Source organism: Egibacter rhizosphaerae, from assembly GCF_004322855.1.
Lineage (GTDB): Bacteria > Actinomycetota > Nitriliruptoria > Euzebyales > Egibacteraceae > Egibacter > Egibacter rhizosphaerae.
The window spans coordinates 3,708,360-3,730,564 of sequence record NZ_CP036402.1; the positions used below are offsets into that span (position 1 = coordinate 3,708,360).

General features: G+C 73.1%; 21 protein-coding genes and 1 tRNA gene. 20 read left to right on the forward strand and 2 right to left on the reverse strand.

Features of this window, described 5'->3' with window-relative positions:
* Positions 1-28: 28 nt before the first annotated feature.
* The 8 genes from ER308_RS17025 to ER308_RS17060 all read left to right on the forward strand — a co-directional run bounded on the left by ER308_RS17025 (position 29) and on the right by ER308_RS17060 (position 6,890).
* Entirely contained in the window at positions 29-1,042 is a 1,014-nt protein-coding gene (locus ER308_RS17025) for a 4-(cytidine 5'-diphospho)-2-C-methyl-D-erythritol kinase (RefSeq protein WP_165492197.1), read from the forward strand.
* 138 nt (positions 1,043-1,180) lie between these two features.
* A tRNA-Gln gene (locus ER308_RS17030) sits at positions 1,181-1,251 on the forward strand.
* 68 nt (positions 1,252-1,319) lie between these two features.
* Positions 1,320-2,822, forward strand: coding sequence for a bifunctional UDP-N-acetylglucosamine diphosphorylase/glucosamine-1-phosphate N-acetyltransferase GlmU (glmU, locus tag ER308_RS17035; protein WP_131156100.1), 1,503 nt, complete (start codon positions 1,320-1,322; stop codon positions 2,820-2,822).
* A complete protein-coding gene (locus ER308_RS17040; protein WP_131156101.1) occupies positions 2,822-3,787 on the forward strand; it encodes a ribose-phosphate diphosphokinase in 966 nt (321 codons plus the stop codon). Before glmU ends, ER308_RS17040 begins: the two co-directional genes overlap by 1 nt.
* A gap of 5 nt (positions 3,788-3,792) precedes the next feature.
* A complete protein-coding gene (locus tag ER308_RS17045; RefSeq protein ID WP_131156102.1) occupies positions 3,793-4,182 on the forward strand; it encodes a LysM peptidoglycan-binding domain-containing protein in 390 nt (129 codons plus the stop codon).
* A 222-nt stretch (positions 4,183-4,404) separates the two neighbouring features.
* Positions 4,405-5,085: a 50S ribosomal protein L25 gene (locus tag ER308_RS17050; protein WP_131156103.1), complete on the forward strand. Its 681-nt coding sequence runs from the start codon at positions 4,405-4,407 to the stop codon at positions 5,083-5,085.
* A 6-nt stretch (positions 5,086-5,091) separates the two neighbouring features.
* On the forward strand, positions 5,092-5,715 hold the full coding sequence (pth, locus tag ER308_RS17055) for an aminoacyl-tRNA hydrolase (protein WP_205745692.1): 624 nt from the start codon (positions 5,092-5,094) through the stop codon (positions 5,713-5,715).
* Positions 5,712-6,890, forward strand: a complete 1,179-nt coding sequence (locus ER308_RS17060; RefSeq protein ID WP_131156104.1) for an MFS transporter — start codon at positions 5,712-5,714, stop codon at positions 6,888-6,890. Before pth ends, ER308_RS17060 begins: the two co-directional genes overlap by 4 nt.
* Positions 6,891-6,977: 87 nt before the next feature.
* Here ER308_RS17060 and ER308_RS17065 read toward each other — a convergent pair whose 3' ends face one another.
* Positions 6,978-7,247, reverse strand: a complete 270-nt coding sequence (locus ER308_RS17065) for a hypothetical protein (protein WP_131156105.1) — start codon at positions 7,245-7,247, stop codon at positions 6,978-6,980.
* A gap of 279 nt (positions 7,248-7,526) precedes the next feature.
* Here ER308_RS17065 and mfd point away from each other — a divergent pair, with 279 nt between their 5' ends.
* The 10 genes from mfd (at position 7,527) to ER308_RS17115 (ending at position 19,741) form a co-directional block, all read left to right on the forward strand.
* A complete protein-coding gene (gene mfd, locus ER308_RS21790; RefSeq protein ID WP_165492198.1) occupies positions 7,527-11,234 on the forward strand; it encodes a transcription-repair coupling factor in 3,708 nt (1,235 codons plus the stop codon).
* Positions 11,235-11,331: 97 nt separating this feature from the next.
* The gene (locus ER308_RS17075) at positions 11,332-12,324 is read left to right on the forward strand and encodes a peptidylprolyl isomerase (protein ID WP_131156106.1); all 993 of its coding nucleotides are present in this window, start codon (positions 11,332-11,334) and stop codon (positions 12,322-12,324) included.
* A complete protein-coding gene (gene mazG / locus ER308_RS17080; RefSeq protein ID WP_131156107.1) occupies positions 12,321-13,484 on the forward strand; it encodes a nucleoside triphosphate pyrophosphohydrolase in 1,164 nt (387 codons plus the stop codon). The genes ER308_RS17075 and mazG overlap by 4 nt, the downstream gene beginning before the upstream one ends.
* Before the next feature lie 348 nt (positions 13,485-13,832).
* Positions 13,833-14,981, forward strand: coding sequence for a 6-phosphofructokinase (locus ER308_RS17085; RefSeq protein WP_131156108.1), 1,149 nt, complete (start codon positions 13,833-13,835; stop codon positions 14,979-14,981).
* Between the two features lie 174 nt (positions 14,982-15,155).
* Positions 15,156-16,460 carry a phosphopyruvate hydratase gene (gene eno / locus ER308_RS17090; protein ID WP_131156109.1) on the forward strand — a complete coding sequence of 435 codons (1,305 nt, stop codon included), beginning with the start codon at positions 15,156-15,158 and terminating at the stop codon, positions 16,458-16,460.
* Positions 16,461-16,463: 3 nt separating this feature from the next.
* On the forward strand, positions 16,464-16,955 hold the full coding sequence (locus tag ER308_RS17095; protein ID WP_131156110.1) for a septum formation initiator family protein: 492 nt from the start codon (positions 16,464-16,466) through the stop codon (positions 16,953-16,955).
* A complete protein-coding gene (locus tag ER308_RS17100; protein ID WP_205745693.1) occupies positions 16,952-17,404 on the forward strand; it encodes a GNAT family N-acetyltransferase in 453 nt (150 codons plus the stop codon). Before ER308_RS17095 ends, ER308_RS17100 begins: the two co-directional genes overlap by 4 nt.
* Positions 17,401-18,030 (forward strand): NUDIX hydrolase, encoded by a 630-nt coding sequence (locus ER308_RS17105; RefSeq protein WP_131156111.1) that lies wholly within the window; start codon positions 17,401-17,403, stop codon positions 18,028-18,030. The genes ER308_RS17100 and ER308_RS17105 overlap by 4 nt, the downstream gene beginning before the upstream one ends.
* Before the next feature lie 98 nt (positions 18,031-18,128).
* Positions 18,129-18,725 (forward strand): DUF501 domain-containing protein, encoded by a 597-nt coding sequence (locus tag ER308_RS17110; RefSeq protein WP_131156112.1) that lies wholly within the window; start codon positions 18,129-18,131, stop codon positions 18,723-18,725.
* Positions 18,722-19,741: a Ppx/GppA phosphatase family protein gene (locus ER308_RS17115; protein ID WP_205745694.1), complete on the forward strand. Its 1,020-nt coding sequence runs from the start codon at positions 18,722-18,724 to the stop codon at positions 19,739-19,741. The genes ER308_RS17110 and ER308_RS17115 overlap by 4 nt, the downstream gene beginning before the upstream one ends.
* Before the next feature lie 31 nt (positions 19,742-19,772).
* Here the strand turns inward: ER308_RS17115 and ER308_RS17120 are convergent, their stop codons facing one another.
* A complete protein-coding gene (locus ER308_RS17120; RefSeq protein ID WP_165492199.1) occupies positions 19,773-20,255 on the reverse strand; it encodes a CBS domain-containing protein in 483 nt (160 codons plus the stop codon).
* Between the two features lie 74 nt (positions 20,256-20,329).
* On the opposite strand from ER308_RS17120, the gene ER308_RS17125 reads away from it, so the two are divergent.
* Both ER308_RS17125 and ER308_RS17130 read left to right on the forward strand, forming a co-directional pair.
* Positions 20,330-20,638 carry an MTH1187 family thiamine-binding protein gene (locus ER308_RS17125; RefSeq protein WP_131156114.1) on the forward strand — a complete coding sequence of 103 codons (309 nt, stop codon included), beginning with the start codon at positions 20,330-20,332 and terminating at the stop codon, positions 20,636-20,638.
* Between the two features lie 108 nt (positions 20,639-20,746).
* Positions 20,747-22,126, forward strand: coding sequence for an NAD(P)H-hydrate epimerase (locus ER308_RS17130; RefSeq protein WP_131156115.1), 1,380 nt, complete (start codon positions 20,747-20,749; stop codon positions 22,124-22,126).
* Positions 22,127-22,205: the final 79 nt, after the last annotated feature.

A 22,205-nucleotide genomic window follows, 5' to 3' on the forward strand; every position in this document is an offset into this window, starting at 1 on the left:
CCCGAGCCTCGATGGGAGGAAGCCACGGGTGCCAGCCGATCGCACGACGGCGTCCCGGTGCGTCGTGCGCGTGCCCGCGAAGATCAACCTGTTCCTCGCGGTCCGAGGCGCACGCCCGGACGGCTACCACGAGCTCACGACGGTGCTGCAGACCGTGTCGGTCCACGACCGCGTGACCGCCACGCTGGTCGGCCCCAGTGAACGGTCCCAGCACCCGGCGTCCCGGCACCGGATGCGCCTCGAACTCGCCGAGCCCGACGACGAGGCCCTGCCATCGGGTGACGCCAACCTGGCGGTCCGCGCGGCACGCGTGCTCGGGCGCCTGGCCGGGCTCGCCGCGCTCGAGGGCGGGGCATCCGAGGGCGAGCGGGACCCCCGGACGCTGCTGGAGCTCACCAAGGGCATCCCCGTGGCCGGTGGCATGGCGGGAGGATCGGCCGACGCGGCGGCGGCCCTCGTCGCGCTCAACGAACTCTGGGGCTGCGGCCTGCCGCGCGAGCGACTGCGCGACCTCGGGGAGGAGGTCGGCAGCGACGTCCCCTTCTGCGTGATCGGGGGGACCGCGTTGGCGACCGGGCGCGGCACCTCCCTCGCCCGCGTGCTGTGCCGCGGTCAGTTCCACTGGGTCGTGGTGTTCGATCACGAGCCGCTCGAAACGCCGGACGTCTACCGTGCGTGGGACGCCCACTGCGAGCCGAGCGAGGTCGAGCCGGACGCGGTGCTCCAGGCCCTACGGGCCGAGGACGCGCTGGCGCTGGGTGCGGCGCTTCACAACGACCTGGAGCCGGCCGCCGTGGCGCTGCGCCCCGCCCTCGCCGACCGCAAGCAGGCCCTGCTCGACAAGGGGGCGCTCGGAGCCGTGCTGTCCGGGAGCGGGCCGACCCTGCTCGCGCTCGCGAGCGATGCCGAGCACGCGCGTCGTCTCGCCGACGACGTGCGCGATCTCAGCGCCCGTGAGCCGGTGGTGGTGTCCTCGCCGGCCGGCGGCCCCGAGCTGAAGGCGACGACCTCGTCGGGCCCCGGTCACGGACGTTCGTCATGATCGTGGGCGGTCGGACCGGCCCGGGACCTCGGCGACACGATGCCCGCCGACGAGGGAGGGCGCGCGAGCCGCGATCGAGCCGGCCCGTTCGTCGGCTACAGTTGGGGGCCCGTCACGACGGTCCCGACCGTCGCCCGGTGGGAGGTGGTGAAATGGCATCACGCCGTCCTTTGGAGTCGGAGTTGCAGGTTCGATCCCTGCCCTCCCAGCGTTACGGTGGTGCGCCGCAGGTGCGCGACCCCCGCATGCGTCACCGTCCCCGTCCCGTCAGGGTCTCGTGAGCGAACACGCCGCTGCCGAACGCACCGCCCCCGACGACGCCGGGCGGCGTGGTGCGGTCGTGCTCGCCGCCGGGAAGGGCACCCGGTTCCGGTCGGAGCGAGCCAAGGTCCTGCACCGGGTGGCCGGCCGCACCATGCTGCGGTGGGTGCTGGAGGCGTTGCGGCCGCTCGGGCTCGACCGAGTCGTGGTCGTCGTGGGTCACCAGGCCGACGAGGTCAGGGCCGAGGCCGAGGCCTCCGGACTCCCGGGGCTCGTGACCGTGCTGCAGTCCGAGCAGCGAGGCACCGGCCACGCGGTCCGCTGCGCCGTGGACGACGGGGCGCTCGAGGGCATCGACCGCGTGATCGTCCTGCCCGGCGACGTCCCACTGCTCAGCGCCCGGACACTCGAACCGGTGCTCGACGCGGGGGATCCCGCCGCGACCGTCCTGACCTTCGACGCGGCGGATCCCGCGGGCTACGGACGGGTGCTCCGGGACGCCGACGGCCGGGTCACGCGCATCGTCGAGCACGGGGACGCGACCGACGACGAGCGTCTGGTGACCGAGGTGAACACGGCGATCTACGCGTTCGACGCTCGGCGGCTCGCCTCCGAGCTCGCGGCGCTGTCGAGCGCGAACGCGCAGGGCGAGGAGTACCTGACCGACGTGATCGCGCCGCTGGTCCCGCACGGGGTCGGGGCTGCCCTCGCCCCCGAGGACGAGGTCGCCGGGATCAACGACCGGGTGCAGCTGGCGGACGCGGGGGCCGTGCTGCGCCGCCGCATCCTGGAGCGGGTCATGCGTGAGGGCGCGACGGTCGTCGACCCGCAGACCACGTACGTGGAGGCCGACGTGACGGTCGGGCGCGATGCGCTGCTGCGCCCGGGCACACACCTCGAAGGCGCGACCCGCATCGCCGACGGCGCGGAGGTCGGCCCCGACACGCGCCTGGTGGACACGCGCGTGGAGGAGGGAGCGGTCGTCGCCTACAGCGTTGCCTCCGGTGCCAACATCGGGCCCGGCGCGTCCGTCGGCCCGTACGCGCACCTGCGCTCCGGAACGCGGCTGGCCGCGGGCGCCAAGGTGGGTGAGTTCGTCGGGACCAAGAGCAGCGTGATCGGGGCGCGCAGCAAGGTGCCGCACCTCGCGTACATCGGCGACGCCGAGATCGGCGAGGACGTGAACATCGGCGCGGCCACCGTGACGGTCAACTACGACGGGTTCGAGAAGAACCGCACCGTGATCGGGGACCGGGCGCGCGTCGGCAGCGACACCATGCTGGTGGCGCCCGTCCGTATCGGTGTCGAGGCCTACACCGGCGCCGGCTCGGTGATCACCACCGACGTGCCCGACGGGGCGCTCGGTGTCGAGCGGACCGAGCAGCGAATCATCGACGGCTTCGCCGAGCGCAAGCGCGCCAAGCACGACCGGCGGCAGGCCACGGCCGGTGGCACGAGCCACGGGGCGGGCCACCGGGACGGTCAGGACGGCTCAGCCCCCGAGGAAGGTCCCGCCTGATGGAGCTCGTCACCAAGAAGCGCATGCAGATCTTCTCCGGCCGTGGCTACCCGGACCTCGGCGAAGCGGTGGCCGAGCATCTCGGCATGAAACTCGGCGACGTCGCCATCGACGACTTCGCGAACGAGGAGATCTACTGCCGCTACCAGGAGAACATCCGCGGCTGCGACGTCTTCGTGGTGCAGACCCACTGCTCGCCGATCAACCAGAACATCATGGAGCACTGCATCATGATCGAGGCCGCGAAGCGGGCCTCGGCCAAGCGCATCACCGCGGTCGCGCCGTTCTTCGGGTACGCGCGTCAGGACAAGAAGGCGCGCTCGCGCGAGCCGATCACCGCGCGGTTGCTCGCGGACATGCTCACGGTCTCCGGCGCCGACCGCGTGGTCTCGGTCGACCTGCACTCGCAGCAGCTGCAGGGGTTCTTCGACCAGCCCCTCGACCATCTGACGGCGCTGCCGCTGCTCGTCGACTGGCTGCGGGGACGGTTCGACGAGGAGGAGCTGGTCGTGGCCTCCCCCGACGCTGGCCGCGTCGACCTCATGGAGAAATTCCTTTCCCACCTGCCCGGCGCGACGCCGGCTTACCTCGCGAAGACGCGCACGGGACACAACGTCGCGCGCACCCTCGCGGTGACCGGCGATGTCGAGGGCAAGGTCTGCGCGCTCGTCGACGACATGATCGACACCGCGGGGACGATCTGCGGGGCGGCCGAGGCGCTCATGGAGCGGGGCGCGCGGAAGGTTCTCGCCCTCGCGACGCACCCGGTGCTGTCGGGTCCGGCGCTGGAGCGGATCGACGCGAGCCCGATCGACCGGGTCGTCGTCACCAACACGCTGCCGATCCCCGAGGGGGTTTCCGACAAGATCGAGGTGGTCTCGATCGCGCCGATCGTCGCGAGCACGATGCGGGCGATCTTCGAGGACCAGTCCGTGAGCGAGCTGTTCGATGACCAGAACCAGTAGGCGCCATGCGGGTACCTGAACCACTCAAGTGGGTCGGCGCGCTGCTCGCCCTCGGCATTCTCGTCGCGGTCGCCGCCCCGGCGGCCCTCGAGCAACTCGGGGGGGCCGTCGAGTTCGAGGAGGACGGCGGACTGCTCGACGATCCCACCGAGGACCTGCCCGAGGGCGAGGTCGAGCAGGAGGAGCCCGCGGAGGTCGTCGAAGGGGACGGCGGGGACGAGGGGCCGTGCTCGGGCGCGGACGACGGGACCTACACCGTCGAGGCCGGCGACATCCTCCAGGCGATCGCCGAGGACGTGTACGGCGACCCCGACTGCGCCGACGCGATCGCCGAGTTGAACGAGCTCGAGGAGCCCGGGGACCTGCAGGCCGGCCAGGACCTGGAGCTGCCATAGCTCCTGCGGGTCGGGAGGCGGTGGCGGCCGCTGTGGCTGGGCCGTAGACTCGGGCTGCGCGCGAGGCGCACCGTACCGTCGTGCCGCGAGCCGGGCCTTCATGGTCGATGCCTTCATGGGTCGATGCCGGCCGCCACCCGCGGCCGAGGTCCGCGCTGACGCCGCCCGAGGCTGAGTCGAGTCCGCCTCACCCGATGCAACCGCGAACAGGAGCGCTCTCCGATGTCGAAGCAGGTCCCGCTCGCCGCCCGCCCCCGCGCCGGCAGTGGTAGCTCAGAGGCCCGCGCGCTGCGGCGCGACGGCCGGGTGCCCGCGATCGCCTACGGCCGCGAGATGGACGCCACGCCGCTGTCGGTCGACTCGAACGAGCTCTATCACGCCCTCAACACTGCCGCCGGCGAGAACGCGATCCTGCGTCTGGAGTGGGAGGGGGAGCAGCAGCTCACCCTCGCCCGTGAGATCCAGCGGCACCCCGTGAAGCGGCACTACCAGCACGTGGACTTCGTCGCGGTGACCAGGGGCGTGAAGGTCTCGGCCGACATCCCCATCCGGGTCGAGGGCGAGGCTCCCGGCACCGACGAGGGCGGCGTGCTCGAGCAGCCGCTCTACTCGCTGCCGGTCGAGGTGCTCCCGCTGGAGATGCCCGACGAGTTCGTCGTCGACGTCTCCGAGCTCGGCGTGGGGGACACGCTGCGCGTCGCCGACGTGCCGGTGCCCGAGGGCGTCGACGTGACGGAGGACCCCGAGAGCCCCGTGGTAACGATCTCCTACGCCGAGCTCGACGTGCCCGAGCCGGGCGAGGAGGGCCTCACCGAGGAGGAGATCGCCGAAGCCGCCGAGGAGGACGAGGGAGTCGAGGACTCCGGCGACGAGGGCGAGGCCGGCGACGAGGAGAACGCCTAGCCGACGGTGGGAATCCTCGACCGCCTACGCGGACGGCGCGACGACGTGGCGGACGGCGAGCGCTGGCTCGTTCTCGGGCTCGGCAACCCCGACAACGAGTACGGCGGTACCCGCCACAACGTCGGCTCGGACGTCGTGCGGAGGTTGGCCGAACGCCTCGGCGTTTCGCTGAAGGCACACAAGGCCCGGGCCAACGTCGCCGAGACGCGGAACGAGCCCGGGGGTCCGGCACTCGTGCTCGCCGTGCCCCACGGCTACATGAACAAGTCGGGAGGTCCCGCCGAGGCCCTCGCGCAGTTCTACAAGGTCGACCATGAACGGCTCGTCGTGGTGCACGACGACCTCGACCTCGAGCTCGGGCGGATCCGGCTGAAGCGGGGCGGCGGCACCGCCGGGCACAACGGTCTCAAGGACATCGCGCAACGCACCGGCAGTCCGGACTTCCTGCGCGTGCGCGTGGGGATCGGACGTCCGCAGGGTCGCCAGCCGGCCCGCGACTACGTGCTCAAGCGATTCGGGGCACACGAGCAGGACGACGCGGAGCTCGCCCGCGAGCGCGGCGGTGATGCGGTCCTCGACCTGGTCGCCTCGGGGCTGGAAGCCGCCCAGAACCGTCATCACGCGGGGTGAGCCAGGCGACGCAGGGCCGGCAGGTGGCCTTCACGGCCACGCTCGCACTCTCGATGGGGATCGGCCCGTTCGCGGTCAACGCCATCAGCGTGCTGGCTCCGCGCGTCGTGCCCGAGCTCGGCCTCACGCGGGCGGAACTGGGGACGCTGCCCACGTTGACGTTCGCGGTCGCCGGCGCGGTGAGCTTCCTCGTGGGCGCCCGGGCGACGCGCGCGGGTGGTCGCCGGGTGCTGCTGGCGGTGTTCCTCGCGGGTGCGCTCGCGGTCACCGCCATGATGGGTGCGCGGTCTTTGCCGTGGCTGTGGGTGGGCGCGCTGTTGGGCGGGCTGAGCCAGGCCGTGTCGATCCCGGTGACCAACCAGCTCGTCGCCGAGCTGTCGCCTCCCGGCCGACGAGGTGTGCCGACGGGGGTCAAGCAGTCGGGCGTGCAGATGGTCCAGACGCTGGTGGCGCTGACGCTCCCCCCGCTCGCGGTGTGGGTCGGTTGGCGCGGCTCGCTCTGGGTCGGCGTCGTGCTCGCCGCGCTGGGCGCGGTCGCGGTCTGGCGGGTGATCCCGCCCGGATCGCTACGGGGTCCGCCGCGCCCGCGCGGGCACCGGGAGGCCCTCGACCCCGGGGTCTGGTGGCTGACCGGGTACATCCTCGTGCTCGGCCTCACGGTCCAGGCGGTGCTTGTCTACACCCCGTTGTACGCGCACGAACAGGTGGGGCTCGGCCCGACGGTCGCGGGGTTCTCGACAGGGGTGCTCGCGGTGACCGGGATCGCCGCGAGGATCGTGTGGTCCCGAGCCGTCGAGCGCTCGGCACGGCCCGCGCGGATGCTGCTCGCGTTCGCGATCGTGGCGGCGCTCGGCGTGGGCCTCATCCTCACCGCCGAGCAGGGCACGCCGGTCATGTTGTGGCTGGGCTTGATCCTCTTCGGCGGATCCGCGATCGCCGTCAACGCCGTGATCATGATGCTCGTCATCAAGCGGTCCCCCGAGGGCTCGACGGGCCGCGCCTCGGGGATCGTGAGCCTGGGGCTCTACGCCGGCTTCATGCTCGGCCCGCTCGGGTTCGGATCCACCGTCGACGCCACGGGCTCCTATGCCGTCGGGTGGGGCGCCGTGGTGGCCTGTTGCCTGGCGGGTGCCGCGCTCGCGGGGGCGTGGATGTTCCAGGAGCGCACGCGCTGAGGCTCGACTCCGTCGGCCCCGCCACCCCAAGTGCCTCGCGTCGTCCTGCGCTGTGGGCGAGGTCGACGGCCGCGCCCGATCGCTGGGCTACTCAGCTACTGACTCGTCGAGGAACGCGAGCAGCTCCTCGTGCCAGGCCAGCTCGGCCTCGAGCCGTCGGAGCGTGTGCCGCACGATCACCGGCTCGAGTCCCTGGAGATGGGGGGTGGCGAACTCGACGAGGTCCTGCCAGGACTCGAGTTGCGCGGTGAGCGCGAGCTGCCGCTCGGTGACGAACTCGCGTAGCTGCTCGCGTGAGAGGTCGTCGCTGCGGAGGTGTGGACAGCCGCGGCAGTAGAGGGTGGCGAAGCGGTCCACAGCTCCGACAGGCGATCCGAGGCGTGGACGAGATCGTGGGTTCCGGCTGCCGCTTCGGTCCACACCGCGGGTGAGTGCGGCCTCCAGATACGGCGGGTGTGGAGGGATCCGCAGGTGCGACCTGCGAACTCGTCCACACCTCCGGTGGCAGCCGGGCCGAGCCAGTGCGCGCCGCGAGCCCCCGGAGCGCGCAGGCAACGGGGAGCCTCCGTCCCCCTGCCCGTGGAACCGGTGGCACGACGCGTTGCCGCAGCGACCGCCGATGGGCACTCTACGGGGGTGCGACTCCAAACGACCGACGCGCCCCTCGCGGCCCTCCTCGACCGTGCGCGCGAACGCCTCACCGCCCCCCTCGACACCGGCCCGGTGCATGCGGGGCCGGCGACGCGCGCCCTCACCTGTGCGCTGCTCGCGACCGGCCCCCCGCCACCGGAACACCCCGCCGGTCCCGCGCCGCTGCTGACCATCGTCCCGACCGAGCGCGACGCGGAGCAGCTCGCCCAGAGCCTCAGCGCGTTCCTCGGCGAGGACGGTGTCGCGCACTTCCCCGCCTGGGAGACCCTGCCGCACGAGCGGCTGTCCCCGCACGCCGAGACGGTCGGGCGGCGCCTGCGGGTCCTCGATCGTCTGCGGGCCGGCGACGACGCCCTGACCGTGGTGGTCGCGCCCGTCCGTGCGGCCCTGCAGCCGATGGACCCGCGCTTGGCCGAGCGCGAGCCCGTTCACCTGACGCCGGCGAGCGAGTTCGGCCTCGACACGCTGGTGGAGCGCCTCGCGGCGCTGGGGTACACCCGGGTGCCGCTCGTCGAGTCCCGAGGGGAGTTCGCGGTGCGCGGCGGCATCGTCGACGTCTTCCCATCGGCGGCGGACGACCCGGTGCGCATCGAGTTCTTCGGCGACGAGGTCGACGAGCTGCGTACGTTCAATGCCGCCGATCAACGCACCGTGGAGCAGCTCGAGCACGTCGCGATCGACGCCGCCCGCGAGCTCGTGCTGGACGACGAGACCGCCGCGACCGCCCGGTTGGTCGCGAAGCAGGTGCCCGCCCTCAGCGATCAGCTGCTCCAGCTCGCGGACGGCATCGCCTTCGAGGGGATGGAGGCGCTGGTCACCGCCATCCACCCCACGCCCGCGTGGTTGCCCGACTTCTTCCCCGACCAGTCGGGGATGGCCGTTCTCGACCCGGTGCGGGTGACCAGTCGGGCCGAGGAGCTGCGCGCGCAGGCTGCCGAGCTCCTGGTCGCCGGCTGGGGTGGAGCGGCCGGTGAGGCCGACGACCGGGAGGAGGCCGCGGACACGCTCGCTGCCCTGCGCGATGCCACGGGCACGACCGAGCGGAGTGAGGACAACGGCGTGCGGGCCGACGGCGCGATCGAGCAGGCCGGCGGCCACGGCGGGCAGGTGGGCGGCCACGGCGGGCAGGTGGGCGGCCACGGCGGGCAGGCGGGCGGCAACGGTGCGCAGGCCGCGAACGGGGCCGGCCTCACCGGCTTCGGGGAGTGGCCACGGGTGCAGGCCCGAGCGCGCGGGCCGGTGTGGACCGTCGATCCGTTTGGCACCGAGGACGTCCCCGGCGAGCCGTGGGCCTCCTTCCGCGGCGACATGGACGGGGTCGCTCGCCGCGCGCGGTCGCTGGCGTCCGAGGGTGAGCTCGTGGTCCTCACCGCGCCGGGCCACGGCGCGGCGCTGCGCCTCGGCGAGGTGCTGCGCGAGTCGGGCATCGCGGCGCGCACGGCCGAGCGGCTCACCGACCCCCACGACAGCGGGGTCGTCATCGTCGAGTCGCCTTTGCCCGAGGGCTTCCACGCTCCCGAGCTCGACCTCGCCCTCCTCGGCGAGTGGGACCTGTTCGGTCCGCGCCGCAGCCGCGCGCACCGGCGCCTGCCGAGCCGCAAGGCCGCCAGCGAGACCGTGCTCGATCTCGCGCCCGGCGATCCGGTGGTGCACGCCAGCCACGGGGTCGGCCGCTACGTCGGCATCGTGACCCGCGAGCTGCGGGGACCCACGCGCGACGTCGGGGGTGGGTCGAGCACCGTTACCCGGGACTACGTCGTCCTCGAGTACGCAGGGGGCGACCGCCTCTACGTGCCGAGCGACAACGTCGACGCGATCGCGCGCTACGTCGGTGGTGAGGAGCCCCGCGTCATGCGCATGGGCGGGGCCGAGTGGGAGCGCGCGAAGGGCAAGGTCCGCAAGGCGGTCCGCGACATCGCGGCCGAGCTGATCCGGCTCTACAAGGCGCGGATGCACGCCGAGGGCACCGCGTTCAGCGTCGACAGCACGTGGCAGCGGGAGCTCGAGGACGCCTTCCCCTACGTCGAGACGCCCGACCAGCAGGCCGCGATCGACGCGGTCAAGGAGGACATGCAGGCCCCGGTGCCGATGGACCGCCTCCTCTGCGGCGACGTCGGGTTCGGCAAGACCGAGGTGGCGGTACGCGCTGCCGCGAAGGCCGTGTTCGACGGGAAGCAGGCCGCGCTGCTCGTGCCGACGACCCTGCTGGCGCAACAGCACGGGGAGACGTTCGCCGAGCGGTTCGCCGGCTTCCCCGTCGAGATCGCGGTCCTGTCCCGGTTCGCGAGCGCCGCCGAGGCGAAACGCATCCTCGACGGCGTCGCGGCCGGGACCGTCGACATCGTCATCGGCACCCACCGTCTGCTCGGCGAGGACGTCCGGTTCAAGGACCTCGGCCTGCTGGTCGTCGACGAGGAACAGCGCTTCGGCGTCACCCACAAGGAGAAGCTCAAGGCGCTGCGCACCAGCGTCGACGTGCTGACGATGACCGCCACGCCCATCCCGCGGACGATGGAGATGGCGATCACCGGGATCCGCGACCTCTCCACGATCGAGACCCCGCCCGAGGAGCGCCAGCCGATCGTGACCCACGTGGGGGAGTGGGACGAGTCGCTCGCCGCCCTCGCCGTGCGTCGCGAGCTGCTGCGCGACGGCCAGGTGTTCTGGGTGCACAACCAGGTGAACACCATCGACGCGGCCGCCGAGCAGGTCCGGCGCCTGGCCCCCGGCGCGCGTGTCGAGATCGCGCACGGGCAGATGGACGAGGCGACGCTCGAGCGCATCATGCTGCGCTTCTGGAAGCGCGAGTTCGACGTGCTCGTCTCCACGACGATCATCGAGTCGGGCCTCGACGTGCCGAACGCGAACACGCTGATCATCGAGCGCAGCGACCTGCTCGGGCTGGCGCAGCTCTACCAGCTGCGCGGTCGGGTCGGACGCTCGAGCCAGCGGGGGTACGCCTACCTGTTCCACCCCGCCGACCAGGTGATGACCGAGGAGGCGTACAAGCGCCTTGAGACCGTCGCGACCTACACGGGCATGTCCTCGGGGCTGTCGATCGCGCTCAAGGACCTCGAGATCCGCGGAGCGGGCAGCGTCCTGGGGGCCGATCAGTCCGGGCAGGTCGCGAGCGTCGGCTTCGAGGCGTACAGCCAGCTGATGGCGGAGGCCGTCGCGGACCTCACCAGTGAGGGCGAGGCGACGGCGATGCCCGGGTGGGGGCAGGCCGCGAGCGAACCCGAGATCACCGTCGATCTACCGGTCGACGCCCACCTCCCGCACGCCTACGTCCCGGACGAGGCGCTGCGGCTCGAGGCGTACCGGAAGGTGGCCGCGGTCCGCGACGCACGGGGCGTCAAGGAGGTCACGACCGAGCTGACCGACCGCTACGGCGAGCCCCCGCCGCCGGCTCGCCGTCTGCTCACGGTGGCGGCGCTGCGGGCGGCTGCGCGTCGCTACGGGATCACCGACATCACCACGACCCCGCGAGGCACCGTGCGTATCGCGCCGGTGCAGCTCACCGAGCGCCAGGAGGTCACGCTCCGCCGGCACCACCCGGCCGCCGTGCACAACACCGAGCAGCAGGCGATCGAGCTGCCGATCCCCCCGTCGCGCGACCTGCCGCAAGAGTCCGGGCTCGTCGGGTGGGTCGCCGGCGAGCTGAAGCGGGTCGTCGGCGGTTCCCGGTATTAGACTTGGGCATGACGGGTGCCCGCGGTCGTTCGTTCCGGGGCGCCCCCATCAGCACACTCGACCGAGAGCCCGAACCCGCCGAACCGTGAGGTCCGCCGTGCCGAGATTCTTGCCCGCGCGCCCAACTGCCGTGCTCGTCGTGCTGGCGTTCGCTCTCGCGGCGTGCGCCGAGGTCACGGGAACGGGCGACCCCACGATGGCCGCCCAGGTCGGGGAGCGGACGATCGCCCTCGACGAGGTCAGCGAGACGGCCGACGAGCAGGGCGATCAGGTCGCCCAGACCGAGGCCGATCTCGATCCGCAGGCGGCGCGCGCGTCGGAGGCGCAGGCACTCACCCAGCTCATCGTGGTGGAGTTGTTCGAGATCGGGGCGGGCGAGTTGGGCGTGGAGCCCACCGAGGAGGACCTCGCCGAGGAACGCGAGCAGCTAGAGGCGCAGTTCGGCGGTCCCGAGGGCCTCGAGCAGGCCGGCATCGAGGACGAGGACCTGCGGTTGTTCGCGCTGCAGGAGGCCGTGCTCGAGGAGCTGGTCGACGACGAGGAGCTCTCCGAGGGCCTGGAGGATCTCCGAGGTGCCCGCCACATCCTGGTCGAGTCCGAGGAGGAGGCCGAGGACGCGATCGATCGGCTCGACGACGAGGACTTCGAGGACGTCGCGATGGACGTCTCGATCGACGAGGGGAGCGCGCAGCAGGGCGGCGAGCTCGGCACGATCGCGCCGGGGGAGCTCGTGCCGGAGTTCGAGGACGCGCTGCACGAGCTCGAGGTGGGGGAGGTCTCCGACCCCGTCGAGAGCGAGTTCGGCTGGCACGTCATCGAACGCCTCGAGGACCCCGACGACGAGCTGGCGGAGGACCAGGTGCGCCAGGAGGTCGGCCAGCAGGAGTTCACGGCGTGGATCCAGGGGGTGGCGGCCGACACCGAGATCGAGGTGAACCCGCGCTTCGGTGCCTGGAACACCGAGATGCTCGAGGTCGACCCTGCCGGCGCCCTGGACCGGCCCGGGCCCCTGGAGCAGCGCGCTGACGACACGGACGAGACGCCCGAGGCCGCGAACGACGCCGACGACGAGGGGGTATCCGGCTCGTGAGCCGGCTGGTCCTCGTCGACACGAGCGAGCACCTGCCCGGCTGGGTGCCGGCTCGCACCGCCGTGGCCCTCGGGCGCAGCGAGCTCGTGCTCACGAGCATCGCCTCCCACCCCCTCATGGCCGAGTTCGACGCGGACGAGCGCCCGCCGCAGATCCTCGTCCCCGAGGCCGACGGCAGTGCGGCTTGGACCGCGGCGGTGCTGGATCGTGCGGGCGCCGTGGTCGGGTCGCCGTCGCCGACTGCTGCGATCCCGGATTCCCCCGAGGACGATCGGCCGTCCTCGGCACCGGTGGTGTGGCTCCGGGCCCCCGGCGAGCCGTCGGACCACGTCGCCGAGCTCGCCCGCGCGGCCGAGGCCCGGGGGTGGGATCCCGACGTGCACCGCGCTGCCGAGCCCCGGGGCGCGGCGGTGGCCGGGCTGGCCCGCGTGATGGCGAACCTGCGTGCGCCGGACGGATGCCCCTGGGACCGCGAGCAGGATCACGTCAGCCTCGGCCCCCACGCGATCGAGGAGACCTACGAGCTGCTCGAAGCCATCGGCTCCGGGAACCCCGACGCGATCCGCGAGGAGCTCGGCGACGTCCTGCTGCAAGTCGTGTTCCACGCGCAGGTCGCCGCCGAACGGGACTCGTTCGACCTCGACGCCGTCGCCGAGACGATCCGGGAGAAGCTCGTGCGGCGTCATCCGCACGTCTTCGCCGACGGGGACGCCTCGACCCCCGAGCAGGTGCGCACGCGCTGGGAGGAGCTCAAGGCGGACGAGAAACCCGAGCGCACGGGCTCGTTCGACGGCGTGCCGACCGCGCTGCCCGCGCTCCAACTCATCACCAAGTATCAAACGCGGGCGGCGCGCCTCGGATTCGATTGGTCCGACGAGTCGGGCCCGCTCGACGACGTCCGCGCGGAGCTCGCCGAGGTCGTCGATGCCCCCGACGACGGGGAGCGGGCGAAGGAGATCGGCGACCTCCTGGCGGCGGTCGCCGGGCTCGCACGCTGGTATGGCGTCGACCCCGAGGCGGCCCTGCGCGGGAGCGCGGAACGGTTCCGTGCGCGCTTCGAGCGGGTGGTTGAATCCAGCGAGGAGCCGCTCGAGGCGTTGACCCCCGACCAGTGGCTGGCGCGCTGGGAGTCCGCGAAGCGGCCGCACGGGGCGGGTTGATTCGCCGCGTCGACGGCATCCGACCGTGCGGCAGCGGCCTCACACTTGGTCCTTTCGTGGCTGTCCGTCCGGGCGTGGCCGGTGTGCAACCGCCGCCGTCGGGAATCCGTGGACTCGTGCACAACTCGTGCGTGAGCACGCGCGACCACAACGGATTCTCGACAGGAGGCCCGACCATGTACATCGGACTCGGCACGCTCGTGATCATCGTTCTGCTCATCGTCATCTTCGTGTAGTCGCGCCGGGCTCCGCTTGGGCGCCCCGCTCGCGGTGGAGCCCCGCCCCGCTCGCGTGTGGTCGCCTCCTCGGCTAGCGTCGACAGGGACAGCGAGCCGAGGAAGGTGACCTATGCGCATCGGCGTCCTGACCGGGGGTGGGGACGTGCCTGGCCTCAACCCGTGCATCAAAGCGGTGGTGAACCGGGTGGTCGACGATGGCCACGACGTCGTGGGTATCCGCCGAGGCTGGGGAGGCCTGCTGGAGTGCGACCCTGACGACGAGCGTTCCGTCGCCGACTGCATCCTGCCGCTGGACCCGGGTGTGGTGCGCACGATCGACCGGACCGGCGGGACCATGTTGCACACCAGCCGCACGAACCCCAGTCGCGTGCGCGACAAGGACGTTCCCGGGCACCTGCGCGACCAGCGCGGCCCGCAGGAGCCGCACGACTTCACCCCGCACGTGCTGCGCAACCTCGAGCGCCTCGGGATCGACGCGCTCATCCCCATCGGGGGCGACGACACGCTCTCGTACGCGCTGCGGCTGCACGAGGAGGGCGTTCCCGTCGTCGCGATCCCGAAGACGATGGACAACGACGTTCACGGCACCGACTACTGCATCGGGTTCTCGACGGCGATCACCCGCAGCGTGCAGTTCATCCATCAGCTGCGCACCTCGACCGGCAGCCACGAGCGCATCGCCGTGGTCGAGCTCTTCGGCCGCTACTCCGGGGAGACGAGCCTGATCAGCGCGTACCTCGCCGGCGTGGACCGGGCGCTCATCAGCGAGGTCCCCTTCGATGTGGACAAGCTCGCGAAGATGGTGGTCGCCGACAAGGCGAGGAACCCCTCGAACTACACGATGGTCACGGTGAGCGAGGGCGCGCGTCACCAGGGTGGCGAGATCCTGCTGCGCGGCGAGGAGGACGCCTACGGGCACCGCAAGCTCGGGGGCATCGGCGAGATCGTCGGGGAGGCGCTCAAGGAGCGGACCGGCGAGGGCATCGTCAGCCAGCAGCTCGGCTACCTCATGCGCTCCGGGTCGCCGGACTCCCTAGACCTCATGGTCGCGACGAACTACGCGGTCATGGCGGCCGACCTCGCCGTCGAGGGATCCCGCGGGCGCATGATGGCGCTGCGCAGCGGCACCTACACGAACGTGCCGATCTCGGTGACGCACGAGGGGGCCAAGCGCGTGGACGTCGACGCGCTCTACGACGCCGAGGAGTACCGCCCGAAGGTTCGCCACGTCGGCGGGAAGCCGATGTTCCTGTACTGAGCACCCGCTGCCCGGGATGCGGTCGCGGGCGCGTCGCCCTGGGCCCGTGGACCGCGGAGCCGGCGCGGTCTCGCGCTGTTGCAGCGATAGCATGCGACCAGCCGCACGGCCCGACGGGGCCCGCGCTGCCTGCCGCGTACAACCCCGATCCGACGCGACGGAAAGGCTCGGCCTGTGGAGATCGAGACCCTGCTCGCCCGGGAGCTCCTCGATTCCCGGGGGAACCCGACCATCGAGGTGGACTGTCTGCTCACCGACGGGTCCGCCGGGCGGGCCGCCGTGCCGAGCGGCGCCTCGACGGGGGAGTTCGAGGCCGTCGAGCTGCGGGACGGCGAGTCCCGGTACGGGGGCAAGGGCGTGACGCGCGCGGTCGATCACGTCGACGAGGGGATCGCGACCGCCCTGTCGGGGATGGACGCGACCGACCAGCGCCTGATCGACCGGGTCCTGCTCGATCTCGACGGCACCGACGAGAAGAGCCGACTCGGCGCGAACGCGCTGCTCGGCGCGAGCCTCGCGGTCGCCCGGGCCGCCGCGCAGTCCCGCGAACTGCCCCTGTACCAGTACCTCGGGGGGCCGAACGCGCACGTGCTCCCGGTCCCGATGATGAACATCCTGAACGGTGGCAGCCACGCCGACTCGAACGTCGACTTCCAGGAGTTCATGGTGGCGCCCGTGGGCGCGGCCTCCTTCGCCGAGGCCGTGCGCTGGGGCGCGGAGGTCTACCATGCGCTCAAGAAGGTCCTCGGTGGGCGCGGGCTGTCCACCGGGCTCGGTGACGAGGGAGGCTTCGCCCCCGACCTCGACTCCAACACGGCGGCGCTCGACCTCATCGTCGAGGCGATCGAGCAGGCCGGCTACGCGCCCGGACGCGACGTGGCCCTGGCGCTGGACCCGGCGGCGAGCGAGTTCCACAGCCGGGACGAGGCGGGGGACAGCCAGTACGCGCTCGCCGGCGAGGGGCGCACGCTCACCAGCGCGGAGTTGACCTCGCTCTGGTCCGACCTGTGCAGCCGGTACCCGATCGTGTCGATCGAGGACGGCCTCGACGAGGAGGACTGGGAGGGTTGGAAGCTGTTGACCACCGAGCTGGGCGATCGTGTGCAGCTGGTGGGTGACGATCTGTTCGTGACCAACATCAACCGTGTCCGCCGCGGGATCGCCGAGCGGAGCGCGAACAGCCTTCTGGTCAAGGTCAACCAGATCGGGACCCTCACCGAGACGCTCGACACGATGCAGGCCGCGCACCGCGCCGGGTGGACGTGCATGGTGAGCCACCGGTCCGGCGAGACCGAGGACACGACGATCGCCGACCTCGCCGTCGCGACGAACGCGGGTCAGATCAAGTCGGGTGCGCCGGCGAGGAGCGACCGGGTCGCCAAGTACAACCAGCTCCTGCGCATCGAGGAGCAGCTCGGCGATGCGGCACGGTACGCCGGGCCCGACGCCTTCCCCCGCGCCGGCCGGGGAGGCGTGTGACCCATGGCTCGTGGGCAGCGCGCACGCGGCGGGGGCACACGGGACGTGCCCGCGGGGAGCCGCCGCGGCGCGTCGCGCCTGCGTGACCAGCTGTTCAAGGGCGACCGGCCGTTCGTGCTGTTGTTCGTCGGCCTCGTCGTCGCGATCGCGGTCGTCGCGATCGGGCCGGTGCAGGTGTTCAGCGAAGCCGCCCAGCGGGTCGACGAGCTCGAGGCCGAGCGCGACGAGCTCCGGGAGGAGGCCGACGAGCTCGAGGAGCGCGAACGGCGTCTGAAGGACCCCGATGAGCTCGAGCTCTTGGCGCGCGGGGAGCTCGGCCTCGTCCGCCCGGGCGAGGACCCGGTGGTGGTCGTTCCCGATCCCGACGTGCGGGACGACGCGCGGGACGAGGCCGAGGACGCCGAGCCCGCCGGGGAGTCCGACGAGGACGAGGAGGACGCGCCCTGGTGGCGGCGCGCGGGCCGGTGGCTCGGCGAGCATCTGGCCGGGGAGTGAGCCAGCTGTCCGGTGACGGTCAGCCGGTCAGGGCCGAGCCGCTCGTTGCGCTGGCCCCCGGGACGCTCTACCGGCTCTTGCGGCTGCGCGTCGACGTGTTCGTGGTGGAGCAGGGCGCGGCCTACCCGGAACTGGACGGCCGGGACCTCGAGCCCACCGCCGTGCACTGCTGGATCGAGCGTGACGGCGAACCGGTCGCCTATCTTCGCGTGCTCGACGAGGCCGGGGGCGGCAGCCGGGTCGGGCGGGTGGTGACCGCTCCGTCGGCGCGCGGCGAAGGCCTGGCGACACGGCTGGTGGAGCACGTGCTCGAGCGTTGCTGCACGCCGCCGGTGCGTCTCGGGGCGCAGTCCCACCTCGCCGAGTGGTACGGGCGCTTCGGCTTCGTGCGCACGGGCGAGACCTACGAGGAGGACGGCATCCCGCACGTGCCGATGGAACGGCGATGACCGAACCACGCTGGCTGGCATGGGGGCGGGAGCTCGCCGCCATCGCGCAGAACGGGCGCTACTTCGCGTCGGGCTTCGACCTGGAGCGCTACGCGGACGTCCGCCGCATCGCGGCCGAGATCCTCGCCGAGGGCGGGGACGCCGACGCCGAGCGCGTGGAGGCTCGCCTGGCGCTGGATGACGGGTACGCGACCCCGAAGATCGACGTGCGCGGGGTCGTGGCCAGGGGGTCGCGCGTCCTGCTCGTCCGCGAGGTGAGCGACGGCGGGTGGACGCTGCCGGGGGGATGGGCCGACCCGATGGATTCGCCGGGGCGCTCCGCCGCGCGCGAGGTCGGCGAGGAAGCGGGCCTCTCGGTCGATCCGGTCGGGTTGCTGGGGGTCTTCGACCGCGCCGGCCATCCCGATCTGGCACCACACCCGTTCCGCGTCTGGAAGCTGCTCGTGCGATGTGAGCCACGTGACCCCTCGGCCGTCCCTCGCGCCGACGGGGTCGAGACCGACGACGTCGGCTGGTTCGACCCTTCCGACCCGCCGTCACTCAGCCTCGGACGCACCCTGCCCGGCATGCTCACCGCCGTCGCCGCGAGGCTCGCGGATCCGAGCCTCCCCCCGCACCTGGACTGAGCAACGGCGCCCCGACCCTTCTGGCCGAGCCCTGCGTGGACGGGGAGCGGACCGCCCTGGAGTTGCGGGTCGGCCATCCTGGGGAGAGGCTGGCGGCCATGGTCTCCACCCGCTCGGACGGTTCCGGCGCCTCCCCGGCCGACGACGCGCTCCGGCCCTCCCCGGATGCGTCGGACGAGGCGATGCTCTCCCGGCGGCCGCTGGACCGCACCGAGCGTGCGCTCGCCGACCGGTTGATCGGCCGCCCCGCGCGGGGTCGGCCGGCCACCGCGGTGCGTTGCGCCTGGGGCCTGCCCGCGGTCCTGCGCGTCGACCCGGCGCTCGACGACGGCACGCCTTTCCCCACAACCTTCTGGCTCGCCTGCCCCCTCGCGAACCGTGCCTGCGGACGCCTGGAGGCGGCTGGTGTCATGACGGAGCTCGCCGACCGGCTCGGCCACGACGAGGTCCTGGCGACGGGGCACGCGGACGCGCACGAGCGGTACGTGGCGCTGCGGGACCGTCTCGGTCCCGAGGTTCCGGGTAACCCGAGCGCCGGCGGCATGCCCGATCGGGTGAAGTGCCTGCACAGCCTCTACGCCCATTACCTGGCCACCGGCGCCAACCCCGTGGGTGCGTGGGTCGGCGAGCAGATCGAGCCGCTCGCTTGCCCCGGCCCGTGCCACCGGGTCGACGGCGGCGGGTGGCGGGAGTGAGCACCGCCTCGCCCGACGCCGGGGACCGCGCCGGACCCGTCGCGCTCGTCGACTGCGGCACGAACTCGGTGCGGCTGCTGGTGGCCGCCCGAGACGGTGACCGGTTGCGGCCGATCGCCCGAGAGATGATCGTCACCCGCCTCGGCGAGGGCGTGGACGCCTCCGGGCACCTCGCCGACGGCGCGCTCGAGCGCACGGTCGAGGCGGTCGCCGGGTACGTCGCGACCGCGCGGGCCCACGGCGCGGATCCCGTGCGGGTGGTGGCCACGAGCGCGGTGCGGGACGCGGCCGATCGGGACCGGTTCGTCGCGGCGGTCCACGACGCCACGGGCGTGCACCCGGACGTGCTGGCAGGTGAGGAGGAGGCCTCCATCGCGTTCGCGGGCGCGGTGCAGGGGGCACAGGCTGCCCGGCCGGCGCTGGTGCTCGACATCGGTGGGGGATCGACCGAGCTGATCGCGGGTCACGACGTTCCCGAGGCACTGGTGAGCGAGAACCTGGGGTGCGTGCGTCTCACCGAGCTCGCCTTGCCGGGTGACCCCCCCACGGCCGAGGCGGTCGAGCGAGCCCGCGGGATCGCGGACGAGGCGCTGGCCCGCGCGCTCCATCGGCTGGACGCGGCCGCGCCGGGCGTCCGTGAGCACGCGCGGTCGATCGTCGCGGTCGCGGGCACCGCCACGACCCTCGCCGCGCTGCACCTGGGTCTGGATCGATACGACGCGCACGCGATCCACGGGACCACCCTGCCCGCCGAGGCCGTCACCGAACTCGCCGAGACGCTCGCGGTCACGCCGACGGCCCGGATCGCGGCATGGGGGGCGGCCCCGGGCGCGGAACGGGGTCCGGTCGCTGCCGGTCGCGAGGACGTGCTCCTGGCCGGGGCGGTGATCCTCGAGCGTGCGCTCGAGCGGCTCGGCTTCGCCGCGGCCCTGGTCAGCGAGGCCGACCTGCTCGACGGGGGCTGTGCGCAACTGCTCGGGTTCGGGCCACCTGGTCGGGGTGATGTGCGGACGTGAGCCGATCCCCGCGCAGACAGGACCCTGCGTGCTAGAGGGCGGTGTCCTCCCCGGCGCGACCCAGCGCGATGACGAGGTCCCCTCGGCTCACGAGCCCCACCAGCGTCTCCCCCTCGACGATCGGCACGCGCGAGAGGTCGTGGCGGACGAGCATCGTCGCCGCGTCCTCGACGGTGTCCTCGGGCGTGAGCGAGGGCGGGTCCTCGGTCATGGCCTCGCCCACGGTCTGGGCGAGGACGCGACGCAACTCCTCGGTGTAGCGCGAGACCTCGCCCGGCAGCGGAATGTACGCTCCGAGGAGCTCGATCGTCGTCGGGGCGTGCAGGCGCGCGTGGCTGGTGAGCAGGTTGCTGTCGTCGAGGAGGCCGAGGAGCCGCAGTTCCGTATCGACGACCGGCGCCCCGGACACACCCTGCTCGGCGAGGAGCCCGAACGCGTCCTCGAGCGGCATCTCGGGCCGCAGGGTGAGCACGTCGGTCGTCATCACGTCGGAGATCCGTGTGTCTCGAGCCATGCCCTGCGCGTACCCCGCCGGCGGGCCGGGCATGCCCACGACCGGACGCGCGGACGTCGAGAGGAGGGCACGGCATGCTGGTCTGGTTCTCGGTGACGCCGATCGGAACGGGCTCACCCAGCGTGTCCCGGGAGGTCGCACGCGCGGTGGCCGCGGTGCGGGCGACCGGGTTGCGGTGCGAGACTGACGCGTCGGGCACGCTCGTGGAGGGCACCTGGGACGATTGCATGGACGCGCTGGCCGCGGCACGCGAGGCCGTGCTGGAGTCCGCCCCGCGCGTATCGTTCACGTGCAAGTTCGACGTGCGCGGCGACCGCGACCAGAGTGGCGCCGACAAGGTCGCCAGCCTCGAACAGGCGCTGGAGGAGGAGACGCAACGATGATGAACCCCCGGCAGCAACGCGGTGTCGTGATCTTCGTGGTCGTGCTGTTCGCCGTCGCGCTCGTCGCCTCGGCCATCGTGATGCCGGGCAGCTAGTCCGGCTGAGCCGATGACCGGCGGCGGTGACCCGCAGACGGCCCGCTGGGAGCGGCTCCGGGAGGCGCTCGGGGAGGCGAACGCCCGCGAGCAGGCAGGATCCGCGAGGGTGGGAGCGACGCTCGCGCTCCTCGCGCCCCGGTCCCGGGACCGCATGGGTGTGATCTACACGAAGCGCCGGGAGGATCTGCGCACCCATCCCGGGCAGATCAGCTTCCCCGGTGGGCGGGTGGAGCCGGGCGAGAGCGTGGGCAGCGCCGCCCTGCGCGAGGCACGGGAGGAGATCGGCCTCGATCCCGGCACGGTCACCCCGCTCGGCGCGACGGACGCGTTCTACATCCCGCCGTCGAGGTTCTGGCTGCAGACGATCGTTGCCCGGTGGGACGCGCCGCACCCCCTTGCTCCCGAGCAGGAGGAGGTCGCGGAGATCCTCGAGGTGCCGGTGGCTCAGCTCCTGGATCCCGAGCGGTGGCGCGTGGTGCGGCTGTCGGCCTCCGGTCGCAGCTGGGCCTGGCAGCTCGACGGTGGACACGTGCTGTGGGGCGCGACCGCCCTCGTGACGGTCGGGCTGCTCGACGCGCTCGAGCCGGGATGGCGGGCCGGCGCCGACCCGCGGTCGTTCGGGGCGGATCGCGAGGTGCTGCCCTGGCTGGCCGAAGCGTCGCGTGCCCCCGACCGCAAGCGCCTGACGGGGCTGCCGGAGGTCACGTGGGACGAGCTGCCCGCGAGGCCGGTGTCCCGCGACGGCCCGGACACCCCCGTGGACGAGGTGGCCGAGGCGGTGGCCGATGTCGCGGTGCACCTCGCGAGCCGCGCCACCGGGGCGTCGGAGCCGCGGGCGCTCGTGCTGGCGGGCGGTGGCGCCAACGGGGCCGTGGCTCGCGCTGCCGTGGCTGCGCTGGAGCGTCGCGGGGGGAGTGCGATGGTGCTTGACGTGGGGCACGGCGAGTCCGGGCCCACGGGTCGGGCGCCAGCGGAGGCCGGGGGTGCCGGGGGTGCCGGGGTGGCCGCTGAGGGCGGGGGTGCCGGGGAGGCCGGGGAGGCCCCTCGGGAGGTCGAGCTGCCCGCCGCCGACGTGGTCGTAGATGGGCTGGTTGGCAGCGGTCTGCGCGGGCCGCTGCGGGAGCCGGCCCGTGCAGTGGTGCTCGCGTTGCGTCGGCAGTCTGCACCCGTCGTGGCCATCGACGTCCCGACGGGGCTGGACACCGCCCGTGGCCTCGTGGGGGAGGTGCTGGCCGCTGATGCGACCGTCGTGGCGGGCGCACCGGTCGGGGGGCTCTCGGAGGCCGGGGTCGGACCCTTCGCCGGTGAGCTGGTCGTGGCCCGCAAGGACCGTCCCCCGGCGCGGCTGGCCCTCTCCGCCGGCACGGCCTCGCCGGGCTGGCGGGAGTGATCGGCGCCGATCCGCCGGCGAGGACGGCGGATCCCGCGGCCCTCCGGCAGGCGGCCGGGCGCGCTGCAGGAGCCGGATC

Coding starts and splice junctions, on each gene's coding strand:
- ER308_RS17040 (WP_131156101.1), top strand. CDS start 2,822: ATGGAGCTCGTCACCAAGAAGCGCATGCAGATCTTCTCCGGCCGTGGC.
- ER308_RS17045 (WP_131156102.1), top strand. CDS start 3,793: ATGCGGGTACCTGAACCACTCAAGTGGGTCGGCGCGCTGCTCGCCCTC.
- ER308_RS17050 (WP_131156103.1), top strand. CDS start 4,405: ATGTCGAAGCAGGTCCCGCTCGCCGCCCGCCCCCGCGCCGGCAGTGGT.
- ER308_RS17085 (WP_131156108.1), top strand. CDS start 13,833: ATGCGCATCGGCGTCCTGACCGGGGGTGGGGACGTGCCTGGCCTCAAC.
- ER308_RS17095 (WP_131156110.1), top strand. CDS start 16,464: ATGGCTCGTGGGCAGCGCGCACGCGGCGGGGGCACACGGGACGTGCCC.
- ER308_RS17105 (WP_131156111.1), top strand. CDS start 17,401: ATGACCGAACCACGCTGGCTGGCATGGGGGCGGGAGCTCGCCGCCATC.
- ER308_RS17110 (WP_131156112.1), top strand. CDS start 18,129: ATGGTCTCCACCCGCTCGGACGGTTCCGGCGCCTCCCCGGCCGACGAC.
- ER308_RS17120 (WP_165492199.1), bottom strand. CDS start 20,255: ATGGCTCGAGACACACGGATCTCCGACGTGATGACGACCGACGTGCTC.
- ER308_RS17125 (WP_131156114.1), top strand. CDS start 20,330: ATGCTGGTCTGGTTCTCGGTGACGCCGATCGGAACGGGCTCACCCAGC.
- ER308_RS17130 (WP_131156115.1), top strand. CDS start 20,747: ATGACCGGCGGCGGTGACCCGCAGACGGCCCGCTGGGAGCGGCTCCGG.